Source organism: Moorella thermoacetica (genome assembly GCF_001267405.1).
Classification (GTDB): domain Bacteria; phylum Bacillota; class DSM-521; order Neomoorellales; family Neomoorellaceae; genus Neomoorella; species Neomoorella thermoacetica.
The window spans coordinates 565,951-581,727 of record NZ_CP012369.1 but is presented as its reverse complement, the minus strand read 5'-3'; the positions used below and the strand labels follow the sequence as shown (position 1 = coordinate 581,727).

The window sequence follows — 15,777 nt, the reverse complement described above, 5'->3', positions numbered from 1 at the left end:
TTGGCTCCCCGTTTCAAATAGAGGAATATCTCACTAGAGTTGGCGACAGGCGGGTGCCCCTGCCACCTCTATTGCAACGCTAGTGATATGCTTGGTTAAAATAAGATAATCTTGTTGATAGCAAGGATTCAGGGCAACGATCAAGCCAGGTCGCCGGGCACTGCTGTGGCAAAGCTTCGTCACCGGGTACGACCGGGCGGTGTTTTTACCGATCACTGGTTGACTTTACCCCATTGCTTTCTTTAAAATCCTACTAAAGGATTGTCTAAGGGGTTGAGAGATATCTTGAAGCACCGGCCTTATTACGGGTTTATCGGCAATGGCGAGACGGCCGCCCTTGTTGCTCCGGATTTTGCCATCACCTGGCTGTGCGTGCCCCGTTTCGACAGTTTTCCCCTTTTCGCCGCCGCCCTGTCCCCGGAACGGGGCGGCAGCCTGCGTCTGGATATCGAACCGGCTGTAAATCCTGTCAGCCAGCGCTACCTGCCGGATAGTAACGTCCTGGAGACTGTTGGCAGGGGCCAGGGCCTGCAGGTGACGGTACTGGACTTTATGCCCTGGGGCTACCATCATTTAACTAGACTGATTATTTTAGAAAATACCGGCGTGGATACTCTAAAACCCCGGGTGCGCTGGCAGGCCAGCCCCATTATTACCGGCGCCCATACCTTTAAAGTCCAGTCCCGCGGTTCTTTCCAGTTTATTTATGGCCCCGGCGGCGCGGCCTGCATCGGCATGGCCGGTGCCCCGGGACCTACTTCGACCCTGACTTTAAAACCCGGGGAAAAGCACCGCCTCTGGCTGGTCCTGGCTTACGGCACTAATCTAACCCTGGCCCGCCAGCACTGGACGGCGGGCTTCTACAGTTCCCTGGAAGAAAACCTCGCCTGGTGGCGCCGGTGGTTTAAAAAAGCGCGCCGGCCCAACACGACCAGCGCGGAAGTTATGGAAGCGTATTACCGCAGCCTGATGGTTTTAAAGCTCCTTACTTACGAGCGTACCGGGGCCATAATCGCGGCGCCGACCATCTCTTTTCCGGCGGTGCCCGGCGGTAACGACAACTGGGATTACCGTTACTGCTGGCTGCGAGATGGCTATTTTACCGCCCTGGCCTTCGATGCCGCCGGCTACCATGAGGAGGCCCGCAGCTTTTATGACTTCGCCCTTTCCCTGCAGCAGCCCGACGGGGGCTGGTACATGCCCCTGGTGCCGGTGGAGGGCCGGGGCGGTAAGGAGTATATCGCCGCTGACCTGGCCGGTCCCCATGGGGAAAAACCCATTCGCTTCGGCAACGCCGCCATGCACCAGATCCAGCTGGACAATGCCGGTAATGTCCTGGACGGCCTCTGGAATCACTACCTGGCCACCCGGGACCGGGAGTATATCCGCTCCCGCTGGGACGCCATCCGCCGGGCGGCCCTCTGGCTGGAAAACTACTGGGACCGGCCGGAAAACGGCATCTGGGAAATCCGCGAGCGCAAGGATCACTGGCTCTATGGCAAGATCCTCTGCTACGCCGGTTTGACGGCCGCCTCCCATTTGTCCATCGAAATGGGGCGGTTGCAGTGGGCCGGGCGGTGGCACCGGGCGGCCAGCCGCGTCCGGCGCCAGCTGCTGATCCAGGGCTGGTCGGCGGAGCGCCAGGCCTACCTGCAGCATTACGGTCCCGACGCGCCCCTGGATATTTCCGTGCTGGCCCTGGAGTTTTACGGTTTACTGGCAGCCAACCATCCCCGCCTGCTGAAAACGGTGGCCGCCATAGAGCAACCTTCTCCTGTTGCTAAAGGCGAACCTGCAACCCGGGGCGGGCTCAATATGTGGGGCGGCATTGCCCGCTTCGAGCAGGCGGCTATTCCCTTTTACTTGCCCACCCTGTGGCTGGGGCGCTATTACCTCCATGCCGGCAATTACGAGCGCGCCCGTGAACTGTTGCAGGTTTGCCTGGATAATGCTACCGACCTTTACTTGATGGCCGAACACTTCGACCCCCGGACCGGCGAGCAATGGGGTAATTTTCCCCAGGGGTTCAGCCACCAGGAAATAGTCCGTTTCCTGCTGGATTACGCCTACCGGGAGGATTAGAGAAAATATCCTCCCGGCGTTTTCTTGCAAGAATCGGTATAAAAAACTGCTTTTGAGCAAACCTGTAATGGCTAAAGGAGCTGATTGAAAGGCGCAGGATACGCCTATGGCTACGTCAAGCTGACCATTATCCCGTCCATTTCATCGGGCCAGTTTCTCCAGGGCCGGCCTGTATCTTTCTATAATCTCTTCCGCCAGTGCTACCTGTCTTTGGGCCAGCAGACGTTTTTCCAGCATCTCAAGTACCAGTTTTAATTCTCCCGGGAGCAGGCTGGCTAATTTATCTACCAGGGTTTCTATGGACATATTTACCACCTCTGATTTAACACTCAACCTCTATTTTAGATAATACCTGATTTTTATCGTCGAACTCTTACCACTGGGGGTAGTATGTATAACCTTATCTCCTGCCTGCATTTTCTCATACATAATTCTGCACACCTGCGGCATCCTGTTTTTCATACCCAACTGCTTATGAATATCCCCTGAAACTAAATCAATATAGTCTTCGCCTCGTCTTTTTGCTTCCTGCAACAATTTATCTATGTATTTTCTTATATCATCAGCTGTTTTTCGTTCTGAATTATAATTTTTTCCAGTCATTGTAACACAATTCACCGCTCTTTGTATTCGTGCTTTATAACCCGCATTGTTCCTGTAGCTATCATTACCAAATCTGACAAGCCATTTAATCCGCTCTACTTCATTAGCTGATAACGGTTGACCATCCAGACCCTGTCTATTCCAAAGCCCACTGCCGGCTATTTCCGGTACAGGGCTATTCAGGCCTAGCCAATTGTTACTCGGGCCAAATGAAGGATGGCTGTTAAGCGTTGCAATAATACCTTCCTCCAATCGCAGCCGTTCCTCTTCTTCATCAACCGGAAAACAAACAAAAGTGATACTACTTCTTAAATACTGGCTAATCTTTGCCTCAAGTTCAGCTTCCAGCCTTTCATCAATTAAGTGTCCGTAGTCTCTTTTTTCCCCAGATTTGTGCATATCAATTTCCCACACTTGTAAATATGGATCCAAAGTCATATTCAAAAAAGTACGGCCGATGTTTTTGCGGAAAATGCTGCTATCAGCATCCTCCCTAACAAAGTGGTCTCTTAACCTTTTTTTCAAACGGTCTTGACCCCGGTGGGTACCTACGCGGACGATCCTGTCCATGTTACGATAGCTTTCGCCCTTTTCAAACATGATATATATGCCATTCTGATAGGGAAGCTGTCCTATCATCGTCCAATCCAGTCGTGGCAGAGCACTAAAGAGCATGTGAAGAACTAATACTTTATCTGTTTCTTTTTCAAGCTTAATCAGCTTCTCCAACTCCGAAATCCATTCGCCTTGCCTTTTACCTTTAAGCGGAAGCCAGAAATGGCTCAGATGGGGTAGTAAGTTCTCATGATAAACTTCACCTGCCAAAACAATAAAATCATCATGATCCACATCAGAAACCTTGCTTAGTTGGCTTAGCACCATATCTCCCCATTCTCTCCGTTCCCGGGTGTAGATCGTAAAATAGAATTGACCCTAGATCGTCAAATAAAACTGACCCACCTTGTGATAAAATCTCCCCTGAGAGGGGGAGGAAAAAGAGGTGGTCAGCATGTACAAATGGCAGCGCATCAAGGCACTGCACGCTCAAGGGGTCGGCATCAGGCAAATAGCAAGGGATGTTGGGGTGTCCAGGAATACCGTCAGGAAGTACCTTAAAGAAGCCGGCCCTCCCCAGTTTAAAGCCAGGGAGTATACCAAAGAACTGGACAAGTTTCTGGAAGAAATAAAGGTTATGCTTGCCAAAGGATATATCGGCACAAGGATTTACAAAGAACTGAAAGATAAGGGCTATCAAGGCTCCCTGGCCAGCGTCCACCGTTATCTTAGGGCCATCAAGGAAGATGACAGGACCGCTAAATTAGCCACCACCCGGGTGGAAACAGGCCCAGGTAAACAGATGCAGTACGATTGGAAGGTGTGGACGCTACCAGTTGACGGGAAGCTCGTGAAAATATATCTCCACGAAGTGGTCTTATCCTACAGCCGGATGAAATTCTACACCTTCTCTTTAAGCATCACCACCGCCGATGTGATCCGGGTTCTGATTGAAGCCATTGACTTCTTCGGCGGTTATGCCCCGGAGTTGGTGATAGACAACGGCAAGCAAATGGTTATCACCCACCAGAAGGACGGTATTGTCCGGTATAATGACGAGTTTTTAAAATTCTGCGGGCTGTATGGCATTGAGCCCTGTCCTTGCGCCAACTACCGTGCCCGGACCAAGGGAAAGGTAGAACGCCCCTTTTACTATGTCCAGGAACACCTGCTGCGGGGCCTGGAGGTGGGGAACTTAAACGAATTCGCTGTAAAGCTTTCCGAGTTCCAGGAAGCCTACAACAAAAGGCCCCACAGCACCTTAGGCCGGCCGCCGGCGGAAATGTTTGCCGAGGAAAAAGAATGCCTTGTTAAAATACCGGCTGTCGAACCGGCCTTATTACACCATAAAGAACCTCTTAAGCCCCGAAATTAGATTGGACAATCTTCCAAATTCATGAGACTATAAGGTCAGGAGGTTGTTCAAGTGGAACGTCGGAAATTTACCCTAGAGTTCAAGCGCCAGGTCGTCGAACAGGCCATCGCTGCCGGAAATAATTCCGTCGTTGCTCGGAAGTATGATATCCGGCCGAATATTGTCAGCCGATGGGTTCGTCAGTACAAAGCCGGCCAACCCATGCAAGGCAGTAGCCCAAAGGGAAACGCCACCCACGTTACTCAGCAGGAACACGCCCGACTCGTTGCAGAGAACCGTGAGTTAGACAAACAGAATACCCATCTAAAGCAACTTCTGGGCGAAAAAGACCTTGAAATTGCTATATTGCGTGACCTATTAAAAAAAGCCAACCCTCACTTGCAGATAAAGTAGCCATTGCGCACAAGTGGATCACAGCCGGGTACAACGCTACTCTCGTGCTGCGCATAGTGGGGGTTTCTCGATCCACCTATTATTATCAATTAACACATGAACCCAAGCCGCATACCACGACGGGTGGACGTCCGTTTCCTGGTCATTCACTGACTGTGGGCGGCCGCAAGGTCAGTGATGAACAGATTAAGGAATGGATTATGGAGTCTATTTCCGGTGATGGTTACGCCTACGGGTACCGTAAGCTCACTCATATGCTTCGACAAGATCATGAGCTGGTGGTGAACGAGAAAAAGGTATACCGCTTGTGTAAGGAACTGGATATTCTGCGGCCACAACGGAACCTCCGTCGGAAACACCCGCGGAATTTGGCCCAGAACCGCACTATCACAGCGCCAAACCAGCTCTGGGAGGTCGATGTCAAGTACGGATACATTGCAGGAGAAGACCGGTTTTTCTTTGTGCTGTCGTACATTGACGTCTATGACAGGCAGATTGTGGGCTATCATATTGGTCTAACCTGTGAAGCCAGACATGCCGTTGAAACTTTTCGAGCAGCATTGTGGAAACGTCAGATTCTTCAAAGGAATTTACCATTACCCATCATCCGTTCGGATAATGGACCCCAGTTTGTAAGCCATCTGTTTGAATCGGAATGTGAGCGATGGAATGTCCTACACGAGAGAATACCGCCCAAGACACCGAATATGAACGCATATATCGAATCGTACCATCGGCTTCTTGAGGATGAATGCTTGTCGATGGGCGAGTTTGGGACCTACGCGGAGGCATATCAGGCGGTCGTGGAATTCGTTAGCCGTTATAACAACCGCCGATTGCACTCTAGTTTACACTACCTGTCGCCGGCCAAGTTTTACCGTCGTCATATCGAGACAGGATTGCAGCCCAGATATCCCGTGAGGGTGTGACGTAAATTGGTGCGTATCCGGAAGCCTTTGCCCCTTAAAAGCTTGAAGAAAAATTGCAAGAGAGCTTAATGTCGGGTGCATATGTCCAATCTGCGGGGGTTAATCCGTTCGGGGATGCTCTCAATAAGCTTGAGCACGGCATCGGTTACATCAACAGCGGTCCATCCCTCTTGTTGTAAAGGCCTGATGATTTTTTCCGGCTGGCGCCCGTTGTCCACGATTACCAGCATCTTGTAGTAGTTAGTCTGCATCTGCTTGATCAGGTCTCGTAGCTTCACTAATATCCCCCATCTTTCAAAAAGAATTGAACTTCAAAGTGGCTGGCGACATACATTTCTCAAGTTCCATGGTACCGTAATTTTGCCTGTCACGGCCAGTATAATATTCACCTAAAAGCCTCGTACCCCCACATAAAAGGTTAAGGCAGGCAGTCCCATAATGTATATGCATAGTCGGCTGTGCGTTCGCTTTGGGCCGGTTTTCGTACTCGTAAACTAGTACCGGGCCCTGCGCCGGATACAGAGTAATTGATGCAATCAGGCTTCGTGAGCTAGAAGTTGGGGATTTCAAACTAATGCTAATTTCAGTCCATCGCTGGTAAATGGTAACGGTTACTCTATGTCTTTGACCATACCCATCGAAAGACGAACAGAGATATCCCTCCCAATGTCCCTCGAATACCGGAACCTGCACCACACCTATTTTACGTAACAGCGGCCACCGCCACAAGTACCGATCAAAGAGCGCAAGGTAAATGCCATAGAAACCAAAAACCGAAGGAACATCTAACCACCAAGGTGCGCTAATCCCTATCAGTGACAATACATAGGGTAACAGGTATGCAGAAATCATACTTATAAACGCGAGATAACAAGGAACATATAATCGTTCCCTAGAATTTACAGCGTAGGGGTGCATGTGTCTCTCACCACTGGTTCCACAACTTAATAAGGCTCTCTATCAATTTCTGGGCTCTCGTTTCAGACCACTGCTCTGGTGAAGATCCAAATAAGGGTAGTTGTTCATTTTGACATGTAAACCCTGAAAGGTTGGTCTGACACAACCATTTGAGTACCTGATAAAATGTCTCTTGATAGCTGGTAGTAAAAAACCGGTCTGGAACATTGTACAGGAGGCACTCAAGAAAGTATGACGGCGCGAGTTTTGCGTCAACCGTTCCGTTATCCACTAGATAGGTCCTGGCGTTCTTGAACATTCTTACGGTTCGCTTATAAAAGTTATCAGTTCTTTTTTGTTTGTTAACCCCGTTGACATAGTGTTTCTTGGGGTAGTTAATAACCTTTCTTCGTTCCACCAAGGTATAAAAAATAATGCCTTCTATATAGTCCTCGTCCCCTATCCCGCGAAAACGTCTATATTTACGATATTGGAGGCAGACTACTACATCGGATGGGAGCCTACCAGATACTCCTGCTACCTTTATTGACTTATTACTCTCGGTGATTGCTTTGGAGCCGTAATATTCCCTCAGAGCCTTAAGAACATCCATTCTGAAATTATCCCAGGAGTATGCAGCATCACCATAGGTCATCACGAACTGCTCCCTTTCGGATGACGAAAGCCCAGAGGTGTCTGGGATGAATACAGAGTTGAGTTGGACGATAATATCAACGTCGCTATCTCCACGTATGTTAGTACTGTTCTTGTAGGAGCCCTGCAAGTAAACATCCAAATCCATTTGTCTTAATGATTTACTTTCGAACAAGGCGTTTCGCACAGACTCATGCGTGGACTTAGCGGTAGAGATCGCACCCTGGTGAGCCCATGTTTCAAGCTGTTTTTCCGGTATCGGCATAGCACCAGTCCCTTCCAGAGTGACCAGGTAACCAATAGCCAGTGCTATAATTTACTCTGGAGGTATAATTCGCCATGCAGGGGATTAATCCTGCAATTTTTTTGTTAACAATTATCTTCTGTCGTTACTAGTGTTAACATATGTTAACATGTTAACTATCTTCGGTCGAGCTACCCGGCAGGGGGTAGTTTTGAAAACTTGGGTAACGTATCTTTTTTCAGCGCTGTAACCGTGATTTATATACCTGCCTCAAAATGTATGGACATTAGCTTCTTGATGAACTCTTGCCACAGTACGCAAGGAGGACCTTTTCGGCCTGATGGAAAGACAGGCGAGCCTGGACCGGGTCTGCGACCAATAAAAAAACCGCTTCGGTGAACGGATCATTCACCGGGCGGTATCCTTAACAGATGCAGGGGGAGCGCCGGGTACCGGTGGTACTGCAGGGGCAGGACTTTATCTGGATGGCTGACAAGGAACCCTGGCCAAAGCTGTGGCAAAGGTCCGGCCGGAAAGACAGGCCTGCGGCTTCTACTACCCCAAGAATTTGCGTTTTTCAACCAACCACTCCGGCCTCCTGGATGCTGACCGGTACGTCCTTAAATTTGGCAAAGTTCTCCCTGAAGAGGCTGGCTAGCTTGCGAGCCATGGCATCATATTTTTCCGTTTCTGCCCAGGTGTTGCGTGGATTGAGAATTTCAGCCGGGACTCCGGGGCAGGCTTTAGGTACCAGGAAGCCGAAAACAGGGTCGGGGGTAAATTCCACCTTATCCAGTTCACCGTTTAAAGCCGCCCTGACCATGGCCCGAGTATAGGGCAGGCTCATACGCCGGCCAGTGCCATAGGGCCCCCCTGTCCAGCCGGTATTGACCAGGTAAACGCTGGCGTTATGCCTGGCTATCCTTTCCCCCAGGAGGTTGGCGTAAACCATGGGCGACCGAGGCAGGAAGGGTGCCCCGAAACAAGTCGAGAAAGTCGCCTTGGGCTCGGTAACCCCCCGCTCGGTACCGGCTAGCTTGCTGGTATAACCGGACAGGAAATAGTACATGGCCTGTTCCCGGGTGAGTTTGGCTATCGGCGGCATAACGCCAAAGGCGTCAGCGGTGAGAAAAACCACCGTCTGGGGATGGCCACCCACCCCGGGGATGACGGCGTTAGGGATAAAATCTACCGGGTAGGCAGCGCGGGTGTTTTCCGTCAGGGCATCGCTGTCGTAGTCAATGATTCGGCAATCGGGGTCTACCATCACATTCTCCAGGACGCTGCCGAAACGGATGGCATTCCAGATCTGGGGTTCATGCTCGGCGGAGAGCTTGATGCACTTAGCATAACAACCGCCTTCAAAGTTAAAAATGCCCTTGTCCGACCATCCATGCTCATCGTCGCCAATAAGGTAGCGTTCCGGATCGGCCGACAGGGTAGTCTTGCCGGTACCGGAAAGACCGAAGAACAGGGCCGTATCGCCTGCCGGGCCCATGTTAGCCGAGCAGTGCATGGGGCAAACACCTTGCTCTGGCAACAAATAATTCATGACGGTAAAAATGGATTTTTTCATCTCGCCGGCATAGGAGGTACCGCCGATGATCACCAGCCGCCGGTCAAAGTTTAAAATAATAAAGGCTTCGGAACGGGTACCGTCTTCCTCCGGAATGGCCTTGAAGCCCGGAGCGCAGATAACGGTAAACCGGGGCTCATGCCCGGCCAGTTCTTCCGCCGTCGGCCTGATAAAAAGCTGGTGGACAAACAGGTTCTGCCAGGCATACTCATTGACAATCCTGATAGGCATGCGGTAGGCAGGATCGGCCCCGACAAAGCCGTCAAAAACGAAGAGATCCTTTCCCTGGAGGTAGGCGGTCAGGCGACTGTAGAGGCGTTCAAAGGTCGCCTCGCTCACGGGCTGGTTGACGGCACCCCAACTGATGCTGTCGTGAACGGCGGGAGTGTCCACGATATACCTGTCGTGGGGGGAACGGCCGGTGTACTTGCCGGTATTAACGCTTAAAGCCCCATTGGAAGCTAGGAGGCCTTCTCCCCGGGCCAGGGCTATTTCAACCAGCCGGGCCATCGGCAGGTTACGATAAATAGTGCCAGGATTAATGATGCCCAATCGCTCTAAACCATAAGTATTACTCATAAGCTCTCCCCTCTTTCTCACTCTATATGATATATGATCTTCAGTAATATATCTCAAAACGTCCATGCCGCCAGGCGGCATCAGCCTGTCTGGCAAGTAGCCCGACAGGCTTAATGAGCAAACCCGGCGGCCATAGATTTTGGGCAGAATGCGGCCAAACAGGTTGTGCAGCGGATATTCTAAAGAAATGACCATGTCGAACGTTTTTTAGATTATTTATTAGGGTGCAATCTCTTCTAACATCTTTTCCCTCGTTTCAACCATCCGGATAGCCATAAAAGCACCAATAACGCTAACACATGCAAATAGTGCAAAAACCTTGGAAATCCCTCTAGTCCCTAAAATAAATCCTACTATGGTAGGAGCAATTGCTGATGCGAGACGCAACCATGTAGTAGCAAATGCTGTTCCAACTGCTCGCATCCTGGTTGGATAAATTTCCGGAGTATACAAATAAAGCAGAACCGTTACCGTGCCAATGACGCCATAAGCTAACGACCCAAGGTACATGACGCTGTAGGCAGTCGCTGCACCGTTTATCCAAAGTATTCCAAGAAGCAAACTAGCCACGAGAAATGCTATAGTTGCCCATAATTTACGGCCTACCTTATCAATTAGCATCGCACATGCAAATACAGCAACTATTTGGATAAGGTTTGTAAGCGATGCTGCCCGCAAAGAAGTCTGTAGGGGAAGTTTATAGACTGTCTTGTACAGACTGGGTAACCAGTTATTCAGGCCGTTTGAAACAAAATATGTTGAAAACCATAACATCCAAACGACTATTGTCCTCCCCCGGTAGAATGGTGAGAATAACTCCTTCCAGTTACCTTTAACTGCCTCCTGAGTTCCCTTAATATTGACAGGTATGCGTTGGTCGGTGCTTGCCTCAATCTCTTCAATTATGCGCTCGGCCTCCTCGAACCGTCCTTTGGAAATAAGCCAGCGAGGTGATTCCTTCAGCAAATTCATAAGTAGAACAATGATTATGCCTGTTCCACCGCCTATGAAGAACATCCATTTCCACCCCAGGCTTGGTACAATAATGGTCCCAAGCTGGGCAGTTACCATCAATCCAATAGGATAAACCATCTCATAAAGCATGAAGAAACGACCCCGACCAGAAGCACGAGAAATTTCATTAATATAGGCGGCTGCTACAGGAACTTCGCCACCAACACCGATTCCCTGTATAAAACGCAGTGCCACCAACTCATTGTAATTTCCTGCAAAGGCGCAAGCAATAGCCATTATAGACATCACTAAAGTGGCCCATTTCGCACTAAAAACGCGGCCAAAACGCTCGGCAATCGATCCGAACAATAGCGCACCTATAGCCTGTCCAAGATATCCAATGCCAATAAGTATTCCGATTTGGCCTGGATTCAAATGCCATAGCCCTATTAATACCGGCATAGCATATGAGAGGGATAAGGTGTCAAATGCATCAAAAAAGGTAGCGCTGCCCATAATCACACGCGGCTTGATGTGCCAGCGCGAAAAAGGAACGCTTTCTATTCGTGTAATGAGTTGTGAGGATTGATTGGTTATAGAACTTCCGCGCATGCCGGAATCCAAAATTTTATTTCTTACTTGGTCCATATAAAAATTCCCCCATAATTCACCTAAGTTCATTTAAAAACTCCGGCCTGACTCCCTAAAATTGAACAATTAATCTCTGTTGCCAACTATTTCTTAAAATATTATTGAAATATTTAAATTGAGGGCGACGCCTTTACCACCTGCGGGGACCCCGGTCGTCAGCCCTCCCCTCGGCGCCGCCCAAAAGACCACCATGCTCAACATGCCCATCCCATAAAAAAGGGAACGATAAGCACTTTTTATTGTGTCAATACCTTGACAACTTAACTTAGTTAAACTAAATTAACTATACTTATTCCATAATCAGCCACTGCCTTTGCCACCTTATCTTTTTCTTTTTGATCGAGAGGAACAATGGGTGGCCTCATTAATGGCAGTGAAAATACTTTCCGCTGACACAGGAATTCTTTCATACGGGCATGAGCTTCCCCGCTAGGTTGACCAATTTGGTAAATAGCACTTGAAACCCCAAATAATCTTTCATTAATCTTTTTCGCTTCTTTCAAATCTTCCTTTTGAACAGCTTGGAACAAAGCAGTAACCAATTCCGGAACGCAGCCGGCAAAGCCGACCAGTGCACCATCAACACCTTGTATCATTGTAGATAGCAAGTTTTCATCGTGACAAGTTAGTAACGCTATTTCAGGTGCCTTTTGGCGTAAAATCCGAACATCCCTTTCATACATTGGCATATCACGAGTTCCCATCTTGACAGCTACTACGTTAGGAATTTTTACCATTTCTAATAGAAGTTCAATGGGATAAAATGCCTTCGTCGAAGCGGGATAAAGATGAATGATAATTTTAATATCGATGGCTGAGGCAACATCCTGCACAAACTTGAGAGCAGACTCCGGCTTCATACCAAATCTCAGCCAAATATGCGGAGGCATTAGCAAAATTCCATCAGCACCTGCCTCCTGCGCTGCTTTGGCCTGTTCTATTGCTTCAAAGGTTCCTTCCGCCGAAACCCCTGATACAACCAAGCATCTGCCCGCAACTTGTTCGGCAGCAATCTTTGTGATGCGCTTTCTTTCTTCCGGATTGAAACCCGATATTTCTCCCGTATGCCCGTTAGTTACAAGACCTGTTATTCCCTGATCAGTAAAGGTAAGCAACCAATCAATATAATTTCTAAACTCTTTTTCATTAATGGTATAGTCTTCTTTAAGCGGGACCATGATCGCAGGAAAAATTCCACTCCATTTTTCGCGCATCTCAGACTTCCTCCCTTTTTATATTTGGTTCATTCTTTCCGTGGCCACTTAAGAATGAAACCTTCAATAATTTTTTGTAGAAAACGTTTTCTACGCTGTTAGTATAGCAAACGTTTTCTATGGTGTCAACCTTAATTTGGCTCTATGTCACCGTCCTATCGGGCTAACCCCCTACTTTTGGACATCAAACGCAAATAGGTAAAGCATTTATAAAATTACGCTGAAAAGCCGTTTAGCATAACGCTATCAGCACCCAGACTACCTGGGCGAGCAAGGCGGGATCAAAGCCGGGTCTTACCTCGATGCTGGTCAGTCCTATTTTGACCAGTAAAGTATGGCCCTGTTCTATAGAAGTCTGCTCGGTTATTTCTACCGGCAGCCATCGATTTGTTTTTCCCCGGGCAATTCCGTCCTGGTTTTTATACTTCCGCAGCCAGTCCCATAATTGCCTGCTAACGTTTTCATGGGCGGCGCACCATTCTTTAACACTTTGCCCGCTCATCTTATATTCGGCTATCCGGGTTTCCCATAGCGCTTGCCGTTCGGCTTGGTCATAATAAAAATCTCCTCACCTTGTTTTCTGAGAAAAATCAACTGATTTTCTCTCAATAATACGGGTGTTTAAAATGATTCTAACATCCGTTTTCCCTTCAGCTATGACATCTATAGCGAGCTGACCCATTTCATAATGGGGAATTGAGAGCGTTGTAAGAGGAGGATCTGTGTATTTTGCTTCAGTAATGTTACCTATACTGATGATTGAAATATCTTCCGGAATTTTATATCCATGTTCTTTAATAGCACTAATTGCCCCAATAGCTATGTTATCGTTTACGCAGCATATCGCTGTTAAATCTTGTACCTTGGAAAGAAGTAGATTACAGGCTTCATAACCCCCCTTTCGTGAAAAATCGCAGTGAATAATATATTCCTCGCACTTCATTCCGATAGCATCCATCGCATCTTTATAACTTTTTAGTCTCTCTTTGGAAGTGAATACTTTTTCTGGACCACCAATAAAACCGATTTTTCTATGTCCTCGCTCAATCAGGTACTCTGTGATTTTCTTTCCGGCCTCATAATCATTTATCATAACATACGGCATTTCCAATCCCTGAGGCGCTAAGGCAATAATTTTTAACCCATATTTCTCATGTCTCTCAAGCTGCTTCTGAAGTATTTGCTTATAATCCGGTTGGTCAAGGCCGCCTCCAGCTAATATTATGCCTTTAACTCTATGTTGCCAGAGGAGATCGTGGTATCTAAATTCGTTTTCAAGATTACGTCCGGTATTACATAAAAAACACAGATAGCCAACTTGGCTTGCTCTATCCGTTACTCCCCTAGCTATCTCTGCAAAATACGGATCGCAAACATCCCGGACAATTAACCCCACTATATCGCTAGTACTTTTCTTTAGCCTCTGCGCAATTTTATTTGGACTATAGTGTAATTCCTCAATTGCTTTCAATACCTTTTCCCGTGTCTTGGCAGCCACTGGGTACGATGTATTATTAATTATTCGTGAAACGGTAGTAATTGATACTCCGGCACGTTTTGCAACGTCTACAATCGAAGGGTTATCCACTTGTTATTACCCTCCCCACAAAACCTGAAATGATATAGTTTCGAAGCGTTACTTTCAAAACTTATGGCTCCTCGCTACTTTAAGTGGGTAAACATTTTGGTCTTATTCAATTCAAGCGGCCGTTTATTCAGAGCTAAGTGGAGACCCTTGACATGGAGAATGCCCGTGTTGCCTTGATTGGCAAGGAGCCTGAGCGAAGGGATCAAGTCGTTTACATAGCTCAGATACGGTCGACTTGAAAAACTCCGTACCGCACAGTTCCTCGACCACGGCCTTAACCTTACGCGTCGATACCCCGTTAATCACCATCTCCATGAGGGCCAGCAGCAAGCCTGCTCGCTCCGCTAGTAGTAGCGATACGTAGGTTATATTGGTACAATAGAGACCAATACAGAGCTACAAACTAAGGAGGCTGGTAAGATTAATTATAGCACATATGAGGGCTGGACGTTCACGTCGAGTAGAAGGTATGCCTCGCGGCATACCCCCCTCACAGAACCGTGCTGGCGCAATTAACGCACACGGCTCCTCAAAGAATCCTTTACGCCATGTATGCCGGCGGCAACCGAATGTCCATGATATTTACATATATCCTTGGACTTGGTAATGGGAACTTTTCCAGGAACCTCCTGAATTTCTCCCTGTCAAAGCTCTTCCTCTGGCTCCTACGATTTAGCCACTTGAAGAGCATACACCTGGCAATGTAGTGGAATGCCAGGAGGCGCTTGCTGTTATCGGTTATCCCGTAGTAGTGGTGATAACCTATGAGCTTTCTTTTGAGAAGGGCCATGAGCACTTTCGCTGGCAGCGTGGGGTTCCCTTTTATCCATTCCTTCATCCTCTGCACGCTCTGCTGCGGATAGGGAGAATTTGGCCACCCTTGCTCCCAGTGCCCGGTAGAATGCCTCGGCTTCATGTTTGTATTGAAAGCAGCTTTTAGGGCGCGTGTTACTATAACCAATAAAAAAACTGCTTTTGAGCAAACCTGTAAGCCGAGTTCTGTCGTGGATGGTCATCTATCTAGGACGCCAGTTGCCTGGCGCCTCAAGCGACCTTACCCGGGGACGGGGCGGGCCACCCCTTTTGTCCCCCTATTCGGTCTTGCTCCAGGTGGGGTTTACCGAGCCGGTTAGTCGCCTAACCGCTGGTGAGCTCTTACCTCACCTTTCCACCCTTACCCAGCACTCAACTCGACAGGTGAGGCCCGAACCTGAAATTAAGGATACTTATAGCAGGCCGGGTTCAACTGTCGAATTGAGTGCTGGGCGGTCTGTTTCTGTGGCACTATCCTTGGAGTCGCCTCCACTGGACGTTATCCAGCACCCTGCCCTGCGGAGCTCGGACTTTCCTCAGGCGCTTGCAAGCGCCTGCGACCATCCGGTTTACTCAAAAGCAGTATTTACTTTTCTGTAGGTATTCAGTATATCATTTCAGCCTATGGATGTCAATACACTGTTATTATCAACCAGTTATTAAAATTCTT

Annotated in this window: 14 protein-coding genes, 1 other RNA gene and 2 pseudogenes; 4 read left to right on the top strand and 13 right to left on the bottom strand. The window is 48.4% G+C overall.

What is annotated here, in order from left to right:
* Positions 1 to 285 precede the first annotated feature (285 nt).
* Complete coding sequence (locus MOTHE_RS02895) at positions 286 to 2,082, top strand: glycoside hydrolase family 15 protein (protein WP_053094640.1); 1,797 nt, start codon at positions 286 to 288, stop codon at positions 2,080 to 2,082.
* Between the two features lie 141 nt (positions 2,083 to 2,223).
* Here MOTHE_RS02895 and MOTHE_RS13230 read toward each other — a convergent pair whose 3' ends face one another.
* Both MOTHE_RS13230 and MOTHE_RS02890 read right to left on the bottom strand, forming a co-directional pair.
* Complete coding sequence (locus MOTHE_RS13230) at positions 2,224 to 2,388, bottom strand: hypothetical protein (protein ID WP_158499096.1); 165 nt, start codon at positions 2,386 to 2,388, stop codon at positions 2,224 to 2,226.
* A 30-nt stretch (positions 2,389 to 2,418) separates the two neighbouring features.
* Positions 2,419 to 3,600 (bottom strand): GIY-YIG domain-containing protein, encoded by a 1,182-nt coding sequence (locus MOTHE_RS02890; protein WP_338104116.1) that lies wholly within the window; start codon positions 3,598 to 3,600, stop codon positions 2,419 to 2,421.
* Positions 3,601 to 3,694: 94 nt separating this feature from the next.
* Between MOTHE_RS02890 and istA the strand changes: the two genes are divergently transcribed.
* The 3 genes from istA to MOTHE_RS02875 are packed head-to-tail and all read left to right on the top strand — an operon-like array spanning position 3,695 to position 5,937.
* Entirely contained in the window at positions 3,695 to 4,615 is a 921-nt protein-coding gene (istA, locus tag MOTHE_RS02885; RefSeq protein WP_080997169.1) for an IS21 family transposase, read from the top strand.
* Positions 4,616 to 4,666: 51 nt separating this feature from the next.
* Positions 4,667 to 5,008 (top strand): transposase, encoded by a 342-nt coding sequence (locus tag MOTHE_RS02880; protein WP_011391837.1) that lies wholly within the window; start codon positions 4,667 to 4,669, stop codon positions 5,006 to 5,008.
* Positions 4,972 to 5,937 carry an IS3 family transposase gene (locus MOTHE_RS02875; protein ID WP_139560386.1) on the top strand — a complete coding sequence of 322 codons (966 nt, stop codon included), beginning with the start codon at positions 4,972 to 4,974 and terminating at the stop codon, positions 5,935 to 5,937. Before MOTHE_RS02880 ends, MOTHE_RS02875 begins: the two co-directional genes overlap by 37 nt.
* 65 nt (positions 5,938 to 6,002) lie before the next feature.
* Here the strand turns inward: MOTHE_RS02875 and MOTHE_RS02870 are convergent, their stop codons facing one another.
* From MOTHE_RS02870 to rnpB, 11 genes and pseudogenes are all read right to left on the bottom strand, one after another.
* Entirely contained in the window at positions 6,003 to 6,215 is a 213-nt protein-coding gene (locus MOTHE_RS02870; RefSeq protein WP_053094638.1) for a hypothetical protein, read from the bottom strand.
* A gap of 16 nt (positions 6,216 to 6,231) precedes the next feature.
* Positions 6,232 to 6,855, bottom strand: a complete 624-nt coding sequence (locus tag MOTHE_RS14200) for a Cap15 family cyclic dinucleotide receptor domain-containing protein (protein WP_011392171.1) — start codon at positions 6,853 to 6,855, stop codon at positions 6,232 to 6,234.
* 7 nt (positions 6,856 to 6,862) lie between these two features.
* Positions 6,863 to 7,753: a nucleotidyltransferase domain-containing protein gene (locus tag MOTHE_RS02865; RefSeq protein ID WP_053094637.1), complete on the bottom strand. Its 891-nt coding sequence runs from the start codon at positions 7,751 to 7,753 to the stop codon at positions 6,863 to 6,865.
* A 556-nt stretch (positions 7,754 to 8,309) separates the two neighbouring features.
* Complete coding sequence (gene pckA / locus MOTHE_RS02860; protein WP_011392169.1) at positions 8,310 to 9,887, bottom strand: phosphoenolpyruvate carboxykinase (ATP); 1,578 nt, start codon at positions 9,885 to 9,887, stop codon at positions 8,310 to 8,312.
* Positions 9,888 to 10,106: 219 nt separating this feature from the next.
* On the bottom strand, positions 10,107 to 11,489 hold the full coding sequence (locus MOTHE_RS02855; RefSeq protein WP_162490026.1) for an MFS transporter: 1,383 nt from the start codon (positions 11,487 to 11,489) through the stop codon (positions 10,107 to 10,109).
* Between the two features lie 272 nt (positions 11,490 to 11,761).
* Positions 11,762 to 12,706, bottom strand: a complete 945-nt coding sequence (locus tag MOTHE_RS02850) for a dihydrodipicolinate synthase family protein (protein WP_011392167.1) — start codon at positions 12,704 to 12,706, stop codon at positions 11,762 to 11,764.
* Between the two features lie 232 nt (positions 12,707 to 12,938).
* A pseudogene (gene tnpA / locus MOTHE_RS02845) lies at positions 12,939 to 13,238 on the bottom strand (IS66 family insertion sequence element accessory protein TnpA); the annotation flags it as partial.
* A 36-nt stretch (positions 13,239 to 13,274) separates the two neighbouring features.
* The gene (locus tag MOTHE_RS02840; RefSeq protein ID WP_011392165.1) at positions 13,275 to 14,294 is read right to left on the bottom strand and encodes a LacI family DNA-binding transcriptional regulator; all 1,020 of its coding nucleotides are present in this window, start codon (positions 14,292 to 14,294) and stop codon (positions 13,275 to 13,277) included.
* 198 nt (positions 14,295 to 14,492) lie between these two features.
* Positions 14,493 to 14,624 (bottom strand): annotated as a pseudogene (locus MOTHE_RS12695) (transposase); the annotation flags it as partial.
* Positions 14,625 to 14,835: 211 nt separating this feature from the next.
* Positions 14,836 to 15,132, bottom strand: a complete 297-nt coding sequence (locus MOTHE_RS02835) for a group II intron maturase-specific domain-containing protein (RefSeq protein WP_053095211.1) — start codon at positions 15,130 to 15,132, stop codon at positions 14,836 to 14,838.
* A gap of 134 nt (positions 15,133 to 15,266) precedes the next feature.
* Positions 15,267 to 15,683, bottom strand: an RNA gene (gene rnpB, locus MOTHE_RS12590) — RNase P RNA component class A.
* Between the last annotated feature and the right edge of the window lie 94 nt (positions 15,684 to 15,777).